General features: G+C 43.1%; 17 protein-coding genes and 2 pseudogenes. 9 read left to right on the top strand and 10 right to left on the bottom strand.

Going from position 1 to position 20,619, the window contains the following annotated elements; translation table 11 throughout:
• Positions 1-32 precede the first annotated feature (32 nt).
• Complete coding sequence (locus AACQ81_RS00530) at positions 33-1,493, bottom strand: TrkH family potassium uptake protein (protein ID WP_237385936.1); 1,461 nt, start codon at positions 1,491-1,493, stop codon at positions 33-35.
• 168 nt (positions 1,494-1,661) lie between these two features.
• Here AACQ81_RS00530 and lipB point away from each other — a divergent pair, with 168 nt between their 5' ends.
• Both lipB and lipA read left to right on the top strand, forming a co-directional pair.
• Positions 1,662-2,309: a lipoyl(octanoyl) transferase LipB gene (gene lipB / locus AACQ81_RS00525; protein WP_237385984.1), complete on the top strand. Its 648-nt coding sequence runs from the start codon at positions 1,662-1,664 to the stop codon at positions 2,307-2,309.
• A gap of 118 nt (positions 2,310-2,427) precedes the next feature.
• On the top strand, positions 2,428-3,393 hold the full coding sequence (gene lipA, locus AACQ81_RS00520) for a lipoyl synthase (RefSeq protein ID WP_237385935.1): 966 nt from the start codon (positions 2,428-2,430) through the stop codon (positions 3,391-3,393).
• Positions 3,394-3,490: 97 nt separating this feature from the next.
• Here the strand turns inward: lipA and cspE are convergent, their stop codons facing one another.
• Both cspE and AACQ81_RS00510 read right to left on the bottom strand, forming a co-directional pair.
• Positions 3,491-3,700, bottom strand: a complete 210-nt coding sequence (gene cspE / locus AACQ81_RS00515; protein WP_092550757.1) for a transcription antiterminator/RNA stability regulator CspE — start codon at positions 3,698-3,700, stop codon at positions 3,491-3,493.
• A 187-nt stretch (positions 3,701-3,887) separates the two neighbouring features.
• Positions 3,888-4,373 carry a methylated-DNA--[protein]-cysteine S-methyltransferase gene (locus AACQ81_RS00510; protein WP_237385934.1) on the bottom strand — a complete coding sequence of 162 codons (486 nt, stop codon included), beginning with the start codon at positions 4,371-4,373 and terminating at the stop codon, positions 3,888-3,890.
• Positions 4,374-6,037: 1,664 nt separating this feature from the next.
• Between AACQ81_RS00510 and AACQ81_RS00505 the strand changes: the two genes are divergently transcribed.
• The 5 genes from AACQ81_RS00505 to emrB all read left to right on the top strand — a co-directional run bounded on the left by AACQ81_RS00505 (position 6,038) and on the right by emrB (position 10,784).
• The gene (locus AACQ81_RS00505; RefSeq protein ID WP_237385933.1) at positions 6,038-6,826 is read left to right on the top strand and encodes an AzlC family ABC transporter permease; all 789 of its coding nucleotides are present in this window, start codon (positions 6,038-6,040) and stop codon (positions 6,824-6,826) included.
• 4 nt (positions 6,827-6,830) lie between these two features.
• The gene (gene ygaH / locus AACQ81_RS00500; protein WP_237385983.1) at positions 6,831-7,163 is read left to right on the top strand and encodes an L-valine transporter subunit YgaH; all 333 of its coding nucleotides are present in this window, start codon (positions 6,831-6,833) and stop codon (positions 7,161-7,163) included.
• 129 nt (positions 7,164-7,292) lie between these two features.
• The gene (mprA, locus tag AACQ81_RS00495) at positions 7,293-7,808 is read left to right on the top strand and encodes a transcriptional repressor MprA (RefSeq protein ID WP_237385932.1); all 516 of its coding nucleotides are present in this window, start codon (positions 7,293-7,295) and stop codon (positions 7,806-7,808) included.
• Positions 7,809-8,045: 237 nt separating this feature from the next.
• Positions 8,046-9,233: a multidrug efflux MFS transporter periplasmic adaptor subunit EmrA gene (gene emrA, locus AACQ81_RS00490; protein ID WP_237385931.1), complete on the top strand. Its 1,188-nt coding sequence runs from the start codon at positions 8,046-8,048 to the stop codon at positions 9,231-9,233.
• Between the two features lie 9 nt (positions 9,234-9,242).
• Entirely contained in the window at positions 9,243-10,784 is a 1,542-nt protein-coding gene (gene emrB, locus AACQ81_RS00485) for a multidrug efflux MFS transporter permease subunit EmrB (protein WP_237385930.1), read from the top strand.
• A 107-nt stretch (positions 10,785-10,891) separates the two neighbouring features.
• On the opposite strand, the gene AACQ81_RS00480 is transcribed toward emrB, so the two are convergent.
• Positions 10,892-13,300 carry a GNAT family N-acetyltransferase gene (locus AACQ81_RS00480; protein ID WP_237385929.1) on the bottom strand — a complete coding sequence of 803 codons (2,409 nt, stop codon included), beginning with the start codon at positions 13,298-13,300 and terminating at the stop codon, positions 10,892-10,894.
• Positions 13,300-14,109, bottom strand: a pseudogene (locus AACQ81_RS00475) (SidA/IucD/PvdA family monooxygenase); the annotation flags it as partial. The pseudogene AACQ81_RS00475 and the gene AACQ81_RS00480, both read right to left, overlap by 1 nt.
• A gap of 842 nt (positions 14,110-14,951) precedes the next feature.
• Between AACQ81_RS00475 and AACQ81_RS00470 the strand changes: the two are divergent.
• Together AACQ81_RS00470 and AACQ81_RS00465 are read left to right on the top strand one after the other, a co-directional pair.
• Positions 14,952-15,140 (top strand): type II toxin-antitoxin system HicA family toxin, encoded by a 189-nt coding sequence (locus tag AACQ81_RS00470; protein WP_237385928.1) that lies wholly within the window; start codon positions 14,952-14,954, stop codon positions 15,138-15,140.
• A 62-nt stretch (positions 15,141-15,202) separates the two neighbouring features.
• The gene (locus tag AACQ81_RS00465; protein ID WP_237385927.1) at positions 15,203-15,610 is read left to right on the top strand and encodes a type II toxin-antitoxin system HicB family antitoxin; all 408 of its coding nucleotides are present in this window, start codon (positions 15,203-15,205) and stop codon (positions 15,608-15,610) included.
• Between the two features lie 33 nt (positions 15,611-15,643).
• Here AACQ81_RS00465 and AACQ81_RS00460 read toward each other — a convergent pair whose 3' ends face one another.
• From AACQ81_RS00460 to AACQ81_RS00440, 5 genes and pseudogenes are all read right to left on the bottom strand, one after another.
• Positions 15,644-17,281: a hypothetical protein gene (locus tag AACQ81_RS00460; RefSeq protein ID WP_237385926.1), complete on the bottom strand. Its 1,638-nt coding sequence runs from the start codon at positions 17,279-17,281 to the stop codon at positions 15,644-15,646.
• Positions 17,268-17,813: a baseplate complex protein gene (locus AACQ81_RS00455; protein WP_237385925.1), complete on the bottom strand. Its 546-nt coding sequence runs from the start codon at positions 17,811-17,813 to the stop codon at positions 17,268-17,270. Before AACQ81_RS00455 ends, AACQ81_RS00460 begins: the two co-directional genes overlap by 14 nt.
• Positions 17,785-18,450 carry a hypothetical protein gene (locus AACQ81_RS00450; RefSeq protein ID WP_443089523.1) on the bottom strand — a complete coding sequence of 222 codons (666 nt, stop codon included), beginning with the start codon at positions 18,448-18,450 and terminating at the stop codon, positions 17,785-17,787. The genes AACQ81_RS00455 and AACQ81_RS00450 overlap by 29 nt, the downstream gene beginning before the upstream one ends.
• Before the next feature lie 62 nt (positions 18,451-18,512).
• On the bottom strand, positions 18,513-19,154 hold the full coding sequence (locus tag AACQ81_RS00445) for a tail fiber assembly protein (RefSeq protein ID WP_272902999.1): 642 nt from the start codon (positions 19,152-19,154) through the stop codon (positions 18,513-18,515).
• Positions 19,154-20,619, bottom strand: a pseudogene (locus AACQ81_RS00440) (hypothetical protein); the annotation flags it as partial. The pseudogene AACQ81_RS00440 and the gene AACQ81_RS00445, both read right to left, overlap by 1 nt.

Here is a 20,619-nt window from a genome sequence, read left to right as displayed (position 1 = left end):
GGATACATCATATTCAACTATCTGTTATCAGGTTAAAAGCGCCAGAATGCTTTCGAGCACAGGATCAGGATTGGATAGATCTCCAACCTTCCCAATAACATTGCCGCACACATCATCCATTTTGCTACCGCATCAAGGTTACCAAAACCTTGTGCTGTAGCCCCATATCCTATCCCCATGTTATTGATACAAGCTGCAACAGTGGCAAATGAAGTTACCAAATCATAGCCAAGCAAATTCAATGCCCAGATAAAGAAACAACTAAAAAAGACATAAAGGAAGAAAAAGCCCCAGACAGAGCGCAACACCCTATCCTGAACCACAGATTTACCAATTTTAATCGTTGAAATGGAATTCGGATGAATGAGTTGATTAATTTCGCTGAAACTCTGTTTTGCCAGAATCATAAAACGAAGCGCTTTGATGCCACCACAAGTAGAACCCACACAGCCACCAAAAAAACTGACCGCCAGCAGCAGCAGGATAGTATGAGGAGGCCACTGGGCATAATCAGAGGTTGCCAAACCGTTATCAGTCATCATAGAGCTGGTCATGAAAAAACCGTGAACAAAGGCATCTTTCACGTCATACATTCCTGAACGGTATAATTCCAACCAGATAATGCCAACTATTATTGCAAGTACCAACAAGAAAAATTGCAATTCTGCATTCTTTAATAACGGTTTAAAGCTCCTGCGCGTCAGAGCAACAAAATAAAGGGTAAAATTGACGGCTGACAGTATCGAAAAAATACCGCCCACCATTTCAATGGCCGCACTGTCATAATAACCAAGGCTTTCATTGCGGGTTGAAAATCCTCCCAACGAAACAGTTGAAATTCCGTGACAGATGGCATCAAACCACGACATGCCCGCAGCCCAGAAGCTGGCCGAACACAGGCCTCCCAGCAACAGATAAACAACCCACAGGCTTTTAGCACTGTCAGCAAGACGTGGGGTTAAGCGCTCCTCTTTAAAAGGGCCGGGCATTTCTGATTGATACAGTTTGACCCCACCAATACCCAGTAATGGCAAGATAGCAACGGCAAGAACGATCACTCCCAATCCACCGATAAAATTAAGCTGGGCACGATAATAGAGAATGGAATTAGGCAACGCAGAGACATCATTCAGTACCGTTGCCCCTGTAGTAGTAATACCTGATATTCCCTCAAACATTGCGTCGACCAGATTGATATTCAGACTTTTGTCGAGAACAAAAGGTAACGCACTGAGTAACGAAAACAGCAGCCAAAATAACACGATGATAAGAAATCCATCTTGCGTACTGGGCTGTGCTTTAGTTTTGCGGGTTAAATACCAACCTCCACCTCCAACAACTAACCCTATGATAAATGTTTCAAAAAAAGCAAAGACGCTTTTTTCTTTATAAAATAGAGCCACAAAAATAGGCAGCAACATTGAGAAACTGTATAGAAGCACCAGAAAGCTGCAAAGATACCCAACAATCAGGAATTGGTTTTTTTTGACCATCTGTAACTCAAACAGAGATTAAAGGGAAATCGTCAAGATATATAACCATAATAATATAAAATAAAAATATATTCGTCTAATTAACAATATTATTGAATTGAAGCATTCTCAAACTGGTGGGAATCATCTTAGGGCGTTATACTGGCGGACAATTTTTGTTAACAAATGATGAAGTTCCAATTGCAACATAACACCGTTATTTTACGCCAGTTAGGTATTCAGCCTTACGAGCCAGTTTCTGATGCCATGCATCAGTTCACCGAGCAGCGTACTGCGGAAACACCTGATGAAATCTGGCTTGTCCAACACGAAAAAGTGTTTACGCAAGGTCAGGCTGGTAAAACCGAGCATGTACTTGCAGCAGGTGACATTCCCGTTATCCAATCGGACAGGGGTGGTCAAGTCACCTATCATGGCCCCGGACAGCAGGTCATGTATGTTTTGATTGATTTGAAACGGTCAAAAATTGGGGTTCGCCAGTTGGTAACTACAATTGAGAATACCGTGATCGAAACTCTGGCTCATTTTGGCGTGGAAGCATATGCCCGCCCCGATGCTCCCGGAGTTTATGTCTCAGGTAACAAAATATGTTCGCTTGGGTTGCGTATCCGCAAAGGGTGCTCTTTCCATGGTCTGGCACTAAATATTGCAATGGACTTGCAGCCGTTTTTACGTATTAATCCATGTGGTTATGCGGGCATGCAAATGATCCAACTCAGTGACTTCGTCACCGGAGTGACCATTGAAGATGTACAACCCGTTCTGGTGGAAAAATTCTGTCAGATCTTGGGATTCCAACTCATCGATGAAAGATGATATAATTTTTTAACATTTTTCAAAAAAATTTGAATGGATTTATTGCCCCAATGTTTCTGTGATGAGCATCGGGCAGTAAGTCACAATCTGAAGAATATAACTGGAACCGGCAACGATTATGAGTAAACCAATTCAGATGGAACGCGGTGTCAAATACCGCGACGCAGACAAGATGGCTTTGATCCCTGTGAAGACAGTCACCACAGAACGCGAAGCACTCTTGCGTAAACCTGAGTGGATGAAAATCAAACTTCCTGCAGACTCCAGCCGCATTCAGGGCATTAAAGCTGCAATGCGCAAAAATGGGTTGCATTCCGTCTGTGAAGAAGCCTCTTGCCCTAACCTTGCTGAGTGTTTTAACCACGGAACCGCCACCTTTATGATCCTTGGTGCCATCTGTACCCGTCGCTGTCCATTCTGCGACGTAGCACATGGCCGTCCGAATGCACCTGATGCCAATGAACCCATCAAGCTTGCGCAGACCATTCAGGATATGGGGCTGCGTTATGTCGTTATCACTTCTGTTGACCGTGATGACCTGCGTGATGGCGGTGCACAGCATTTTGCTGACTGTATCGCTGCTATTCGTGAAAAAAATCCATCAATTAAGATCGAAACTCTGGTGCCGGATTTCCGTGGCCGCATGGATCGTGCGCTGGAAATTCTGACTGCTACACCTCCTGATGTGTTTAATCACAATCTAGAGAACGTACCACGGGTTTATCGTCAAGTTCGTCCAGGTGCTAACTACGATTGGTCATTGAAACTGCTGGAGAAATTCAAGGAAGTTCACCCAGATATCCCAACCAAATCCGGCTTGATGGTGGGATTGGGCGAGACTAACGAAGAGATTTTAGAAGTCATGCGTGATTTGCGCCGCCATGGCGTTACTATGCTGACACTTGGTCAATACTTGCAACCAAGCCGCCATCATCTACCAGTTCAGCGTTATGTTAGCCCAGATGAATTTGAAGAAATGAAAGAAGCCGCGCTAGAGATGGGCTTTACCCATGCCGCATGTGGCCCATTTGTCCGCTCTTCCTATCATGCTGACTTGCAGGCTAAAGGCGTAGAAGTTAAATAATCTGTCGCACCACCGTCATAATGAATATTATGTTCGCTGTATTTATACGAAAAAAACCCGTCTTCTATGACGGGTTTTAAAAATACGTGATTCGAAATTAGATTGCGACAACGTTCGCAGCTGATGGACCTTTTTCACCCTCAGTAATTTCAAACTCTACTTTTTGGCCTTCAGCCAACGTTTTGAATCCGTCAGCTTTAATGGCGGAAAAGTGAACAAAAACATCTTTACTACCATCTTCCGGAGTGATAAAACCGAATCCTTTGGATTCATTAAACCACTTAACATTACCTTTAATTTTTGACATCAAACTTACCTTTAATAAAAAAAGACACAAACTTAGCGTCACGTACAGTACAACAAATAATTTAGTTCACTGTCTGCAACATAGATCACGAAATAATAACAAAATGTAAAAAACGAAAATCTCGCTTAATCACACTGATTGATTTTATACACCAATAGTGATTTCACAAATAAATTAGCGTTTTATTTTAATTTTGTTTACTTTTCGCTTTCTTGCCCTTTTCATGTTCCAGCAACCATCCTTTGATGTCCAGCCCGCCAGTATAGCCAACTAATTTACCATCATGGCCAATCACTCTATGGCAAGGCACAATCAATGAAATGGGATTACGAGAATTTGCCATACCAACCGCACGACAATAATTTACCGACCCCAGCGTTAATGCTAATTGTTTATAACTCCACATTTCACCATAAGGGATGGTGCAGAGCTGCTGCCAAACACGTTTTTGGAATTCAGTTCCCTGCATGCTTAAAGGAACTGTAAATGTCAGCCTCTTTCCTTTGAAATATTCCTGTAACTCTTTTACACACTGTTTCGTAATCGTGTTTTTAGATTCCGATTCTTTCTTTTCATTAACAAAATAAATACTGGTTACTCCTTCATCATCCGCAGTGATATGTACATAAGGCTTAGGAAATCCTTCTGGAGTATTTAGGTAATGATGGTACATAAACTGCCTCCATTTAATTTATTGTTAAAAATTTCTGTACTAGCCTAGATCTCTCTTTCATCAGTTTGCAATGATGAATTCGGTTACACATCTGACAATTTGATAAAGAAACCATACCGCCCTCTGATAATTAAAATTATGGCTCTGCCAATAAGATATGACACCTTATTTTTAATACCGCTCATTTAAAAAATGTAAAAATACCATATGTAGACAAAAAAACACCAATAAAAACCATATATAGCGTTTATTACATAAAATAATTATCTCGATATAATACACAAATGTTAGTTTTTATTATTATTAAGCTTCTATACCACTAAGAATTTTTACCAGATCTGTGATTATTTATGGCAAACACAATGATATGTATCCAATAGATTTCGAATTTCAGGGTATCTCTATGTGTATAACCTCCCTAATAATCGAGTGACTAGAATTAGAATCATCAGTCTGAAAGATAAAAGGTATACACTACTGGCAATTAATCAATGACATGAAAAGAAACCAGTTATCGTTGTTAATCATCGAATTTCATAGTAAGCAGTGATAAAAACCACCCATAAATGATGGCAAACTCTATCTTTTGTCATTATTATTAGTATTTCCCATGCTCCTTAATATAAAAAAACTTTATTTATATTAAGGAACATAGTAAAGTCCATTCATTGTTCTAAAAATAGATTTAAAAAATAAAACAACAAATAAAAATAAATTTTTAGTTTCTTAACTTTCAATAATGATTAATTAAAATAAAAATAATTTAACTGGTCATTTCAACATTACATAACAATAAATGCTGTCATTCAGAAACCAATGAAACTTAATTTTCATTTACTTTCAACCAATTAAGATAAAATAATGAGAGTTAATCTACGCCTCCTCAGAAAAATACAAAATAATAATAAAATATTGTTTTTTCAGAAACCATCCTTAAAGTTAAAATTTTCATAAAATACTTTCTTATAATTCTGATTATTAAAAAATAACTTTCTTATTTCTACCAGTTGCGATTATTTTAAAAATAAAGGTGTTCTTTGGTATTCAAAGATATCAATTTGAACATTGAAGAAAAAGATCTTTTTACTCATAGAATTATCTGATGCAGGTAAACCTACCCCAGAATTTCATTGGATCGTGTTATATGCCCAATGGATTCAGAGTTGCCTCAAGGTGGCAAGAAAGTGAATTCCCAGTCACATAGATAACGATGTGACCGGGATGAACGAGTGCAATCAACAAAGATACAACTTGAAAAACAACAGGCATAGAAGCCAACAGGAGTTACTTTACAACCAACATGACAGATGTAACCGACAACCTTAACGGAAACACAACATTAAAATTAACAATATCAAATTCCCACTAAAAAAATAGTACATAAAATCATCATAAATTCAGCCGACCCTGCAAAAAAACGGCCTACTAAGACAAGTGAACCATTTTTCTGTCTAACGATTTGTAAATTGTACTCTTTTTCGCCAATTACACGAATGCATAAAGATATTAATAAAATTTCACAACTTCCTGTAAAATCCCTTCACAATCCACTAAACCCATTGTTCTAAATAATATTAATTAAATAATTTTGACATTTAATATTTTCACTTTCATCATATTTTGTTAATGTTGTTTTACCTGTTAACAAAAAAACAAAATTTCCCATGCAAACACCAGATAGATCAGTGCCCGATATACCCATATCTGATACATCAATACCTGAGTCCCCCCTACCATATAAGGATAAGGCCTCTTCATTTAAAGAAGGTATTTTTGACAGTCTCCCTATCGCCATTGGCTATATTCCTATCTCTTTTGCATTTGGTCTCAGCGCGGTCAAACTGGGCTTTACTCCCTTAGAAGCCATATTTTTCTCATGCATCATTTATGCAGGAGCCAGCCAGTTTGTTATCACCGCCTTACTTAGCGCAGGAATGTCATTGTGGGTTTCTGCCTTGACCGTGATGGCAATGGATATTCGCCATATCTTGTATGGCCCTGCGTTGCGTTATCGCATTAAGCAAACATTATCGGAAAAGAAAACCATGATTTGGGCTTTTGGCCTGACTGATGAGGTATTTGCCGCAGCGACGACGAAACTGATTAAAGACCAGCGTAGCTGGAGTGAAAACTGGATGGTCGCCATTTCGGTATGTTCTTGGCTATCTTGGGTATTAGGTACTGTAGCAGGGACAGTACTGGGCAACGGTTATCTGGATTCATATCCTGCCGTTGAAGCGGCCATGGCTTTTATGCTTCCAGCTCTATTTTTAAGTTTTTTATTAGCCTCTTTCAAAAAACAAAATAGCTATTGCGTTACCGCTGCTTTATCGGGCGCATTGATGGGAATTACCTTTTTCTCAATCCCAATTGCCATTCTTACAGGAATTATGAGCGGCTGTTTAGCAGCACTTCTGCAAACTAAGAGCACGCCATTAAATAACAGAACATAACATGATTGATAATAAGATACTTTTTATCGGCCTTATTGTAGGCGCTGCGAACTTTTTGTTCCGCTACCTGCCATTACGTTTGGGAGCTAATCGTTCATCAGCCGGAACAGCGGGAAAAATGGGAGTCATACTCGATAGCATTGGTATCGCATCGATTTGTTCACTACTCATCATTTCAAGCATTCCTGATGTAATGAAAGAGCACCATAAATTTTTCCCAACGCTAATCGGATGCATGGCTATCTGTTTTTTCTTTTATAAAACCCGAAGCATCATCATTTCCACACTATCTGGTGCTATTGTTTTTGGAATAATATTCAAGGTATTTATGAATTAGGTATCAATATCAAAAGAAATATGATGATAATAAATAACTACAATTGCTAAATTTAACTTTTAATATAGTATTTGTATGGTTTTTAACAGAAGTTACTTTACCGGTTGAAACTAATAAGGTATCTAAACAATGGAAAGTTCATTCACTCCCACAGAAGAGTTACTTAATTGCCGTGTAGCACAGCAAAAAAGTTTTCCCTATCAAGAAATATTGCTCACTCGCTTATCGATGCATGTCCAGAGTAAAATTCTGGAAAATCGCAATAACATGCTGAAATTGCAAGGAATCAATGAAACCTTGTTTATGGCTCTGATGATTCTGGATACCAAAGAAAGTCGTAGCATTCAGCCATCAGAACTTAGCGCTGCATTGGGTTCCTCCCGTACAAATGCAACTCGTATTGCTGATGAATTAGAAAAGCAGGGCTGGATAGAAAGAAAAGAGAGCCATAACGATCGCCGTTGTCTCCATCTTCATCTGACAGAAAAAGGTTCAAGTTTCTTGAATGGTTTGCTTCCGCCTCAACATGATTGCCTGATTAAACTTTGGTCTGCGCTTGATCAAGAGGAGAAAAAACAGTTAGAGAAATTGATGCGTAAAATATTGAATCAATTAGATAGCATTGGGGATTGTTTGAGTAAGTGATTCTCTCTGCCCCGAACAGATTTGAATCAATGAAATACGCTATGGCAAGATGATTTAAAAAAGCTTTTCCGTTAGCCAATATCATCTGATAATTCATATGGCTAACTATTATCTTCAGATAATATTCAAATCCATATCGTTCGTTTTCCAGTAGTGTGACAACACACTACTGGAAACACTTTTGTCCCATAATTACCACATAGTAATTTAAGCTAAGAGCAAAAATGGAGATTCTCTATGAGTATTGATGAGAAAACGCAACTCCCATCGGGCCTAAAATTCCCAAATAAAAAACGACAACGCCGCAATATCACCATATTAATGACGTTATTCCTCCTTATCTCAATCACAATTTATGCTGTTTACTGGTTTCTCTTTTCGCGCCATCACCAAGAGACAGACAATGCCTATGTGGCAGGTAATCAGGTACAGATCATGTCGCAAATTGCAGGAAGTGTTACTACCGTCAATTTTGACAATACTGATTTTGTCAAAAGCGGTCAGGCTCTGGTACAACTTGATCCCCGTGACTCCGAATTAGCCTTGAAAAAAGCTGAAAATGAGTTAGCTAATACGGTTCGAACCACTCATCAGTACATGACTGACAGTAAAAAATATCAAGCGACTATTGAGCTAAAAAAAATTGCGCTCAGGAAAGCCCAAAATGATCTCAAGCGGAGGGAGTTTCTGGGGATCAGAGATTTAATCGGCAAAGAAGAGTTACAGCATATTCGGGAAACTGTCGCCACTGCTCAGGCAGATTTAGATATCGCTGTTGCCCAATACAAAAGCAATCAAGCCATTATTTTGGATACCCCTCTGGAAAAGCAACCTGCCATAGAAAAAGCAGCTTCTGGCGTTCGTGATGCCTGGCTCACCTTACAGAGAACCAAAATTGTCAGCCCTGTTGATGGTTATGTTGCACGCCGTAGCGTTCAAGTCGGATCCCGCATCAATTCAGGAACACCATTGATGTCTATCGTACCTACCAATAACATGTGGATTGAGGCTAACTTCAAAGAAACTCAGCTTGCAAACATGCGGATCGGGCAGCCCGTCAAAGTCACCAGCGACTTTTATGGTAGTGATGTTATTTACACAGGCAAGGTCATAGGTATTGATATGGGAACCGGCAGCGCTTTTTCTCTATTACCGGCACAAAATGCCAGTGGCAACTGGATCAAAGTTGTCCAGCGTCTGCCTGTCCGTATTGAGCTTGTTTCTGAACAACTAAAACAACATCCTCTGCGAATTGGCTTATCAACAAAAGTCACAGTGGATACAGAAAATACCAATGGACTGACTCTGGCGACCACTGAGCGTCAACACCCTGCATATCACACCAATGCTCTGACGGTAGATATGACTCCTGTTAACAAAATAGTTACTGACATTATTAATAGTAACTCAGGAAATAACATTTAAGGGGGCATCATGGTAAAAAGAGAACCTCTTACTGGCGCGAAACTGGCTCTTCTGACTATTTCGCTTTCAATGGCAACTTTCATGCTTGTTCTCGACTCTACCATTGCCAACGTCGCCATACCGACGATTGCAGGTAATTTAGGTGCCTCTAACTCGCAGGGAACTTGGCTCATTACCTCCTTTGGTGTCGCAAACGCAATTTCCATTCCCATCACGGGTTGGTTGGCTAAACGTATTGGTGAAGTGAAGTTGTTCCTCTGGTCTACTGCACTTTTTACTCTTTCATCTTGGTTATGTGGTATTTCCAACAGCCTTGGCATGCTAATCTTCTTTCGTGTTATTCAGGGAATAGCCGCAGGCCCCGTACTGCCCCTGTGCCAAAGTTTGCTGTTAAATAACTATCCGCCTGCTAAACGAAATATGGCACTGGCGCTTTGGTCTATGATGATTGTTGTTGCCCCCATATGCGGACCGATCCTTGGAGGATATATCAGTGATAACTACCATTGGGGCTGGATTTTTTTCATTAACATTCCCCTTGGTATCGCTATTATCTTTGTTGTAATGCAGCTATTGCGTGACCGGGAAACGCGAACAGAAATTAATCCGATCGATATTGTGGGATTATTTTTGTTAGTGGTTGGCATAGGCTGTCTACAAATTATGCTCGACCAAGGCAAAGAACTCGATTGGTTCAACTCTACTGAGATCATCGTCCTTACAATCATTGCCATTCTCGCACTAGTACTTCTTATTGTCTGGGAGTTAACGGACGATCATCCAATTATCGATCTATCACTCTTTAAAGAGCGTAATTTTTGTATCGGCACGTTAAGTATTAGCCTCGCATTTATGTTGTATTTTGGTACGATTGTCTTATTACCGCAGTTATTACAAGAAGTTTTTGGCTATACAGCAACTTGGGCTGGTTTTGCTGCCGCACCTATAGGATTGATACCATTACTGTTTGCTCCAATTATCGGTAAATTTGGGCATAAAATAGATATGCGCTATCTCGTGACATTCAGTTTCATCATTTATACTGCCTGTTTCTATTGGCGGGCATATACATTCGAGTCAGGCATGGATTTTACCGCTGTAGCATGGCCTCAATTCGTTCAGGGGTTTGCTATGGCGTGCTTCTTTATGCCACTGACAACCATTACATTGTCAGGGTTATCACCAGAAAGAATGGCTTCTGCATCTAGCCTGTCAAATTTTATCCGTATATTGTCAGGTTCAATAGGAACATCCATTACAACCACAACGTGGACACACCGTGAATCTATCCACCATTCCAATTTTTCAGAGTACGTCAATCCATATAATCCTAATTATCAGCAGATTCATTACCAACTGACTCAGTTAGGTATGAATGACCAGCAGATCTCCGCTTATCTGGCAAAACAGATCACTCATCAAGGATTAATTATTTCAGCCAATGAAATTTTTTGGCTTTCTGCGGGTGTCTTCCTGATTTTGACTTTATTGGTTTGGATGGCAAAGCCACCATTTTCTACCAGCGGCAAAGATCAAGGAGGAGCACATTAAGTCCATTGGATATAACCGCATCAACGGGAGCCAATGCTCCCGTCATAAAGATAAAAAACCTCACTTCAGTCAGCGAGGTTTTGAATATTTCAGACAAAGAATTCCAATTAAATAGTATTCGCAGAGTAATTAGTAAACACCACGATTGGGTTAAGCAAATCATCCGCAAATTTTAAGCTTTGGGCAGGATCAGATAAATCGAGCATCTGTCTATTATTAGCAATTTGCAGGCGGTTCAAGCAACAGCGTTTAATTTTTGGTGTAAATAATTCATAACGCTCAAACTGTTGGCTATACTCTGAATGCTGGGATTGATAACTCAAAATACAATCTGCCACGGCTTGCCAAAATTGTTCCTGCGCATATCCTGCCTGTTCATCAAGAATTGCCGCCATATAACGAAAGACACCATCAAATACATCGGATAAAATCGTCAATGTTTTCATCTGTTCCGGCATATTAACTTTCACTCGACTGGCTTTTTCTGGCAGTTCCGCGTCAGGGTTCATGACCAGAATTTCTTCTGCCAAATCTTTCATAAAGATGTATTGTGGGACATGGTTTTCCAGCACCATGATGATGTTTTCTCCATGTGGCATAAACATCAGATCGTAAGCATACAGGCAATGCAGCAATGGCACAAAATAGCAATTCAGGTAGCGGTATATCCATTCTTCAACTTGCAACCCTGATGCCGATATCAAAACAGGTAAAAACGCTTTTCCATGTTGATCATGGTGCAATAACGCCGCCATCGTCATGAGCTTTTGGTTAGGCTCAATCAATTGCAATGGATTTTCCCTCCACAATGCCGCCATCATTTTCTTATAAGGGCTATCCTCCTGAATCGCCTGTTCATAATAACTGTTTCTGAACCCCATGCTGGCAACTTCCCGTAAGATCCGGAAACCACAACCTTGCAAAACTTTATCCCCTTGCACCAAATCAAACAGCCAATCGTTGATACCGGGCGTTGTCGCCATATAATAAGGTGATAAACCTCGCATAAATCCCATATTAAGGATAGAGAGAGACACTTTTACATAATAACGTTGAGGATGGCTGCGATTAAACAGGGTTCGTATTGACTGCTGCGCCTGATAAATATCAGTTCCCTTACCCAAATACACCAACTTCCGGCGGGCAAGGTCGTGAGCAAAGACGGAAGGTAATTTATTTTGCCATTGCCATGGGTGGAAAGGCATCAACAAATACTCTTCAGGATTCAGCCCCAAAAAAATGAGTTGATGATTAAACTTATCAATCTCAGATCGCCCTAACTCCTGCTCCAACAGTTGTTGGTAACTAAGTTGTTCAATACAGGCAAAATGGGCTTTACTCTTATGGGCAGCCAACCATACCAAACGCATGTCGGAAGCAGATTCTGGACTAAAATCTTGGAAATCTTCTGCATCAAAGCCGATACGCCCATTGTTGGCCACAAAAATGGGATGCCCTTCCATCATTTCCGCTTCAATAGTCTGAAAATCGGCATTGATCAGCTCTTCCACATTAATACCATTGCGGTGATACTTAAACGCACTGCTATGTAGTGTGCTGGTCAGTTCTTCCAGATAAGTCGGCATCACGCTATCACTGATGCCCAGCTGCTTTTTAAATTCAATGACAAAAGTAATGAGATCTGGTTCAACCCAATCCCCGGCCTGTATTTTCCGCAATGAATCAGCATCAATCAACCAGTGATCCAATGCCAGCCTACGCGCCCGAAAATAGTAGTTAACTGAATATTCATGATTATCCAAACAATAACAGTGATAACCGTCTTGATCAGTTTTTTCCGTCAATTGTTCTGGGAACAGTAAACACTCGTGGGAGAATTCTGAAATGGCTTTCCGCAAGTGAAGACGATTGACTTTCTGCCAAATAACCGGGTGTAAATGACTGACAAAGGCATGATTCTGGTTGGTCAGTCTCGATAATAGATTTGTTTGCAATGCCATTCGGTGCTGTTCCCTTGTGCAAAATGCCAGCCCAGCGGTTTTATGTGGTAGCTGTACCGTTCTTTCATAAACAAAACCCGCCCGTAAGTTGAGACGATGAATTTTTTCATTCCGAATGTCCGGCTCAACTACGATTCGATTAATCGCAGGATTGCTGAAGACAAAAGCAAGTACCGTCTGAAAAATACTCCATGTGAACTGTCTTATTTTCCGATCTGACGGAGCAACCAGAATATGTATCCCCATATCATCAGGACGGGCTGGATAATATTTCCCTATCAGATCAGTTTGTGCACAATAACATTCCAACAGAAAAGCAGGTTGCCCTTGATATACTCCGATGAAAACCGAAGCAGGCTGACGGATGAGTAAATCTCGATAAAAATCGCCCACTTGCTGCTTAGTCTGCCCTTGCATTCCCCAATAACAGGCATAGTCCCGATTAATCCAATCAGTAATAATTGCAATATCGTCTGTCAAAACCAGCGGACGTAAGGAGAATCGGCCTAACTCAGGAAACGTTTTTTCAAATGATACAGTGGCAACAATAGACATCAGATAACCTCTTCACTAACCACACCAAATTGTTGGAATGCAATACTTTTCTCTATCACATAATGTTCAGTTCCCGTGATTTCCTGAATAAGATTGGAATTACGATAACTCGCCATTCCCAGATCAGGTGTCACAAAACCATGGGTATGCAGTTCGACATTCTGTACGAAGATTTCATTGTTATGGTCAATGCTGTAATTGCGTTGGACGTCATAGCGCCCCTGTTTATCCCAGCGAATAAGATGTTGTATACCTTCGATAAAACCGGGAGGTTGATACTGATAACCCGTAGCAAGCACTACACCTTCCGTTATCAGAGAAAACTCGGCCTCCTGCTCTTGCTGGTATAAATCCAGTACCAGTTTCTCTGTTTCATCTGGCTCTGTTGCCACATGGCGTACTTGCTGCAATTCGCTATTGGTATATAACGCAGCATCCAGTTTCCCACTCAGTCGCTTGATGTACATCAAATCGAAGATTTCATTGATGAGTGAACTATTAATGCCTTTATAAAGTGATTTTTGTCTACGATTCAGTGCCTCACGTTTGTTTTCCGGCAAACTATAGAAATAATCCACATATTCAGGTGACGTCATTTCCAATGTCAGTTTGGTATATTCGAGAGGGAAGAAGCGCGGGGAACGTGTCACCCAATTAAGCTGGTAACCGTAGGCATCAATATCCTCAAGCAGATCGTAAAAAATTTCCGCTGCACTTTGCCCGCTTCCCAATACAGTAATGGATTTCTTCTGTTGTAGGATGGTTTTATTTTTTAAATAACTCCCTGATGTCACCATCTTCTCAGTAAAACTTATTCTTTATTAAATAGAAAGTTACGATAAACATCATTGATAAATTAATTTAAAAATCAATATGTTACGCTAATATAGCGTAATTTCTTTTTGTTTTATTTATAATCAATGGCGACAAAGTGGCGACAGCCATTCCCCTATTTTTGTTTAACCTAAGAGCTTCGTTAATATCCTTAACGAAGGATTAGATAAAATAGCACCAACTCTATTAAAGATAATGAAGATGTTTACCAAAAAAAGGAATATCAAAATTGAAGCAATAAATTTCAGTTTCTCGTTCCCTTCAAGGCCGCATAAATCCTGAATTCTTTAACATGATGTGGTTTTGTCTTTTGATCCATTCACTCCCGTAAAATAGAATTTTCCCTTTAATATCAATGCACTGATATTTTCCCCGTGATCCAATCTTGATCCAAAAACTGTAATCCCCTGAAAATCTTTTCACTTATTTCATTTTGGTTTTTTCCCCATATCGCCAGTGCTGGCGCAGTCTGGCTGTGTGCTTTGTAGAATTTTAAAACTGAAATATTTTTTTGATCCAAAACGTGCAGGCGGGTGCGGTGTAGTCCGTTTTACGTCGGGTTTACTTTTATTTCGTGGGAATTGTGCCGCGTGAGCACGATGCAGGGACGCGATCCAAATTAACCACGCGCGTGAGTTAGCTCGATTGATAATGGTACTGTGTGCGTCTGATTGCGTTTTATGACGGGTAACGAACTTGAAGAATAAAAGAGCGAATAATATTGCCATTAAAAATAATAGGTATAATACCTATAAAAATATTGACCTATCGATCTTTTGTAGGTATTATACCCACACACTAACAAAGTGGAGGGTTGATGAGCAGTGCAGAGTTAATAAAACGCCTAATGGCTGACGGATGGATAAAAGCGAGACAAGACGGTAGTCATGTGACGTTAACCAAGCCGGGAGTCATGAAGATAATCACCGTACCTCATCCCAGAAAGGATGCTTCAAAAGGGATTATCCGGCAGGCACAAAATATTTCAGGATTGAAATTGCTGTAACACAAGGAGCGGTCTGACCGCTCCTTCTCTGCGCTACTCATCATAAAACAACGAGGTATATTATGATTTATCCACTCTTTATCTTTAAAACAGAAGATGGGTTTGACGGTTACTTTCCCGATGTTGAAGGCTGTTTTTTCGCTGGCAATACCTTGGAAGAAGCTATCCGTGATGCTGAAAAAGCTTTCGGACAGTACATGGAAGTTTTGACTGAGCAGGGCGGGTATGTCCCCGCACCTAAAGACCCATCAGATTATATCAGTGATTCTCGCTTATCTGAGGATGGCGGGGTAATTGCGCTTATTGAGTTAGAGCCAGCTAAATATGAATCAAAGGCGGTTAAATTTAATTTAACCATGCCTGGCAACCTATTAACCGCGATAGATCGCTACATTGAGAAAAATGGACACTATAAAAACCGTTCTGCTTTCCTCGCTGAATTAGCCAGAAAAGAAATGGTTCATCCCTAATAGACTAGGGCAGGAAACTGCCCTGACTCCAAATTAGCCAATCACTGGCGAATACTTCTGTTTCAGCCCATCGGATTTATGCGCTGTGTTGCGTATCGCGCTGGCGTTCTCCGGGGTGCCTGTGTTGTGATGGGTATGGGCGGCGGTCAGTTCAGCCAGTTCTCTGACTACATCCAGCGTGTCTAACATCAGGGTCATCACGTTAAGTTGCTGGCTGCCCACCCAGACCACGGGCGCGACAATCTCTTGCTTGGCTCCGGCGATGCTCTGGCGAAGCAGGCCGATTTTTTCTATCAGCTTCTGGCCGACGTCGATATTCGCGTCTTTTCCCACACTGGCGACCAGATTGGAGGAGGTCGCCACGCTGTAATCCCCATCAGCGATGTGCTGGACAGCGCCCGCCAGTAAGGCAGATGTGCCCAAGACGGTAACTTTATCCGTGGCCTGTATGGTGGTTTCCCGTGCCACTACGGTGCGCTTTTCTGTATCAGCCTTAACTTCGCGGTGCAGGGACGATTCATTAATGGTCTGGTCTGTCTGCCGGATCCAACTGCCCTCCTGCGTCACGCGCTGCGACACTTCCGCCCGCTGCTGCTGCAACTGCTCACCCGGCTTGATATCGGGCAGGGTGTTGCCCTGGCTCAGGGTCTGGCGGATAAAGGGCTTGTCCGGGCGGCCGCCCTCGAACGCAATTTCTACCATTGTGCCGATGGGCGGATACTGGAACATGCCCGATTCACCACCCGCCATTGGCAACGGCAGCGGAACTGCGCGATAAACCGGAGCGGCAGCGTCTTTGCCGTTATCATCCAGCAATTGCACATCAACCGCATAGCGCGGGCGGAACGGATCGGAAATATCGCCGCTGGCCGTGTTTTCGGTGTGCGCCTCAATACGGGCAAATTTGGGCAAGTGCAGTCCGGCCGATAATTCAGGGTAAGCAGCATCCATCTGACGCTGGGCGGGGGTTTTGTTCTCCTGCTGGCCTTTGGGCAACCATGTGATGGCCATGTTTTCATTGGTCAGGTTGACCTTGTTCAGCCGCTGCTGATTAACCACAAAACCCGGGCGCAATGACTGGATCATAGGAATCGTCATCGTATTCCCCGCCGACTGGCTCTGGCTGAATTCATTGGGGATTTCGACGGGCTTTCCGGCAAACATCGCCTGTGCCCAACTGCCCAGATACACCGAACCATCCGGCAATTGTTGCCAGATATAATCTTCAATGGCGAAGACCTGCCCCAAGTTCGCCAGCAACTGATAGCCTGTGCCGTTATGGGTGTAGTGCGGGATCGGTTTATCGGTATAGGGTGCCTGCGGCAAGATAAAGGTCAGCCCGCTGTGCTCCTGCAACCAGTCCACAATCTGACGCAAAGTCGGATGCTGGAACGAGCACGGCCAAGGGCGGTCAAACACCCCGACCAGCTCACGCACAAATAAGCGCTGGTAACCGTTCTGGGCAGGCTGCGACCGCTCCACATAGCCCGTAAACCAGCGCAGCACCAAATCGGTGTAACCCACATCCAGCCGGACAAGTTTTCTGGTGTAATCGGTGGCTGTCTCGGCCGTGATAAAGCCCCGGCCACAGGATGACAGTTCCAGCATCAGATTGGCGTCAACCAGATGCACTTCATCCCCGGAGAGATAAAGTCGGTTAGTCGGTTTCATTGACTGCCCCTATTTTGTCATTAATCGGTTTCAGCACCTTTCGTTCAAACCAGCTTAACTGTTCCGGCTCTTCCTTGGCGGTACTGCCACCCTGCCCGGTCTGCTTTTTGGCCGGAATATTGCCAGCCGCACGGGCATCGCGTTTCTCCGACACCGATAAATGTTCCCGTAAGGTAAAAGTCACCTGCCATGCCTGCTTGCCGTCCACCTTGCTGGCGTCAATCGTACCCGTGAACGTGCCAATGCGAAAATTGATGGCCTGTGCGGTCAGGTTGGCGACCCGGTAGCGTTTCAACTGACCATTTTCTTTGGCTTCCGCCAGTGCAAACAGGCGCGAGAAAGTTTTCTGTTCGGTAAAGGGAATAATCCCCGTGATGCGCAACTCTTTCGGCTTAATGCCCTGTTCCGCCACTGCGGTGCTGGACGACTGCCCGCTCTGGTCTTGATCCTGAAACATGACAGAGGGGGTCACGGTCAGGCTTTTTAACGGGATGGCCTCGCCATCAAGGGCGAGGGTGATAATCTGGCTCATGGTTTAGCATCCTTTCTAATGAACTTAGGTCGTCCCCGACAAACAGGGTTGCCAGTGTATACACGGCGTCCGGTTCCGGTATTTCCTTGCGCATCTTCTCGGCCAACAGTGCGCCGTAGCCTGTTCCGCGAAATGCCCAGACGGAGGCGGTTTTACCCATTGCCCCACTCAGGGCATCACTGACTTGCTGCAAGGCGTTTTGTCTGGCGGTGGTAAATCCGCTTAACTGTGCTTTTAGTCCTGCAAGGCTGCTGCCCGCGCTGGCCTGTGCCTTGGCCTGTTCAATCAATTGGGCATTGGTGGCCAAGCGGCTACTTGCCGTTGACAATGGCTGCGGCAATGGCAACCCGCCGCCCTGTTTGCCCGGCAGTTGCATTTTGCTGATGCTCAGGCGTTCGGCGGTTTTTGCCATGCGCGTGACTTGGGAAAAGACCGGCAACGGCAACACGGAAGAAAATTGCGTTAGGTGTTGCATAAATTCAGCGTGGGTCTTGGCACTGACCATCAGCACAAGGGCATTCAGGTGACCTGCACCCATGAGTTTATTTGACAGGTAATGAACGGCGTTGGCCGGGCTTAAGTAACTGCCACTGTCGGCCTGCTGCCCGACCCCGTAGAGAAACGGGTGTACGGGCACGATGCTGGCCGACAGCCCCGACAGCGCCGGGGACAATTGCAGGGTTTTACGCTGCCAGTGCATTATTCGGGTTGCTCCGGCCAGTTAATATCAGGCACATCGGTACAATCAATCCGATTGAGCAACACCCGATATTTACGCCATGCGGTTAATGCGGTTTTCTCCTCGTCGGTGGCGATATCCAAATTGACGGCATCCTGACAGATATCAATTTTTTCTCTGGCAACCTTCAGCAATTGCCGTTTTTGAGATTCTGCAATGACAATATGCTGCTCTTTAGACATTGGCGGATTGATATGTGCTTCGACCTCTTTTGCGGTCATTTTTTTCATGCTTTTTAATTTTTCGCGAATGTCGAAAAACACCGGACGAATGGCGTCATATTCCTCTTTCAATGGCTGATATTTTGACTCGGCATGATTGAAGGCCTCTAAGGCGTTATTGTGTCGGGCTGTAGCTGCATCGACTAACTGATACCGTTTATCCATCTCACCCTCTGGTAGCCCGTTTTCAGCCGCTTGGTTTAATTGAACGGTTAATTCGTTCAGTTCTGATAATGCCTGCTGTAATTGTGTCTCAGCGTCAATAAAGGCAGGTTCTTTCTCAGAAATGAATAATGCTAACTCCCCGATCCTTTCAACGGTTGCAAGGTGTTCATCATCATATCCCCAGACTTCGTTATTTTTATTTTTGTAATAATTCATTAGATTAACTCCAGCCATTTAATCAATTTTCCCTCTCCTGATGAGATGCGGGCGCTATAGGATGACCCCGGAGGGACTATCATGAGAACAGACGAAGAGACAGCATTTCCCCTGTAATTAAACGTCCCCGGATTTTCAATGCCATTGACACTCGCACCCACTGAGCAGCCTTCATCCGACGAGGAGGCAGTCACAATAAAAGACAGGGCTTTTTCTGACAGGTTTGTGTATGTCGAGCCTAAAGAGCGCGATCTCGTCACATCACGCCAGGATTGATTAATCCCCATGAGCCTATCGGTAACCGCTTTCTGGCTCATGACGTGTGTTGCCGATGAGCCAGTGGCGTAAATAACTGACGATTTATCCAGCTTCACACTGAGACTGGATGATAATGATGAGTTTGTTACGTAGTCTGTGATATCCAGCCAGTCATTCCACGCCCCAGCCCACGCCTTACGCGTTCTGATGAACATTTTGTTTTCGTATGCACTGAAAGCCAGTAATGTCGGCCAGACGTTGTTGCCTATCTGCACGACTTTTATTGCGCCGTCGACCGGAGGGGCGTCAGCGGGGATGGGCAAACTTCCGCGGATCGCAACCCCAAAACCGTTCATCAGTTGTTCAGATATAAGCGTTGAACCATTCAATTCTTTCGGTTCAATATTGGCTTTGAATCTTAATTTGTTGCCGACACTTTCGTTGGTTGCATAATTTCCGGCAGCTTGCTTACCTGCAAGGGCATCAGTGACTGCTTTCTGACTCATGACCAGTGAAGAATTCTGGCCTGTGCGCGGTGCAATAGCAGCCTTATCCAACTTCCCGTTCACAGTGGCATTCGTCGCATAATCCCCTTTAGGTTGTTTCCCATCCAAGCCATTTTTCAATGCCTGTTGTGTGGCATAGTCCCCTTTCGGTTGCTTTTCATCCAGACCACTTTTTAATGCCTGCTGAGTAGCATAATCCTGTTTCACCTTGCCCATCTCTTGCTTCATAGTGGCAATATCACGGTCACTCAGTGTTCCTTTGCTACGCAAATCAGTGACATTTCCGTTGCTATCAATACTGGCGATGGAAAAGACATAATGCAGATAACCCGCCGCATCAACAGAGTTTTTAAGGTCATTTGCGGCGGTAATTTTCACCACGGTTTTCCACTGGCTCACCAGATTGCCCTGATAGCTAAAATCGGCATACACGCGAGTATTTCGCATCGCATTCAGTGTCTGATCAAATTCCAGCACACCACGCAGTCCGCCCACGTAAGCCAGCCCCTTTTTCACCAGATACTTTTCACCCTGACGCACCACCGCAAAACCATCATCAAAAAACGCCGCTTCTCCGTAGCTGTCGGTATTAATCAGGCGCTGCATGTCATCCATGCCCGACAAACGCGCGGTAAAGTCAATCTGCCATGTTTCCGCGGTTGTGGTGATGGCGGTTTCTTTCGCGGCACCGTCAAATTCCA

Source organism: Xenorhabdus sp. Sc-CR9, assembly GCF_963897815.1.
Lineage (GTDB): Bacteria > Pseudomonadota > Gammaproteobacteria > Enterobacterales > Enterobacteriaceae > Xenorhabdus.
This window is presented reverse-complemented; position numbering and strand designations above follow the sequence as displayed.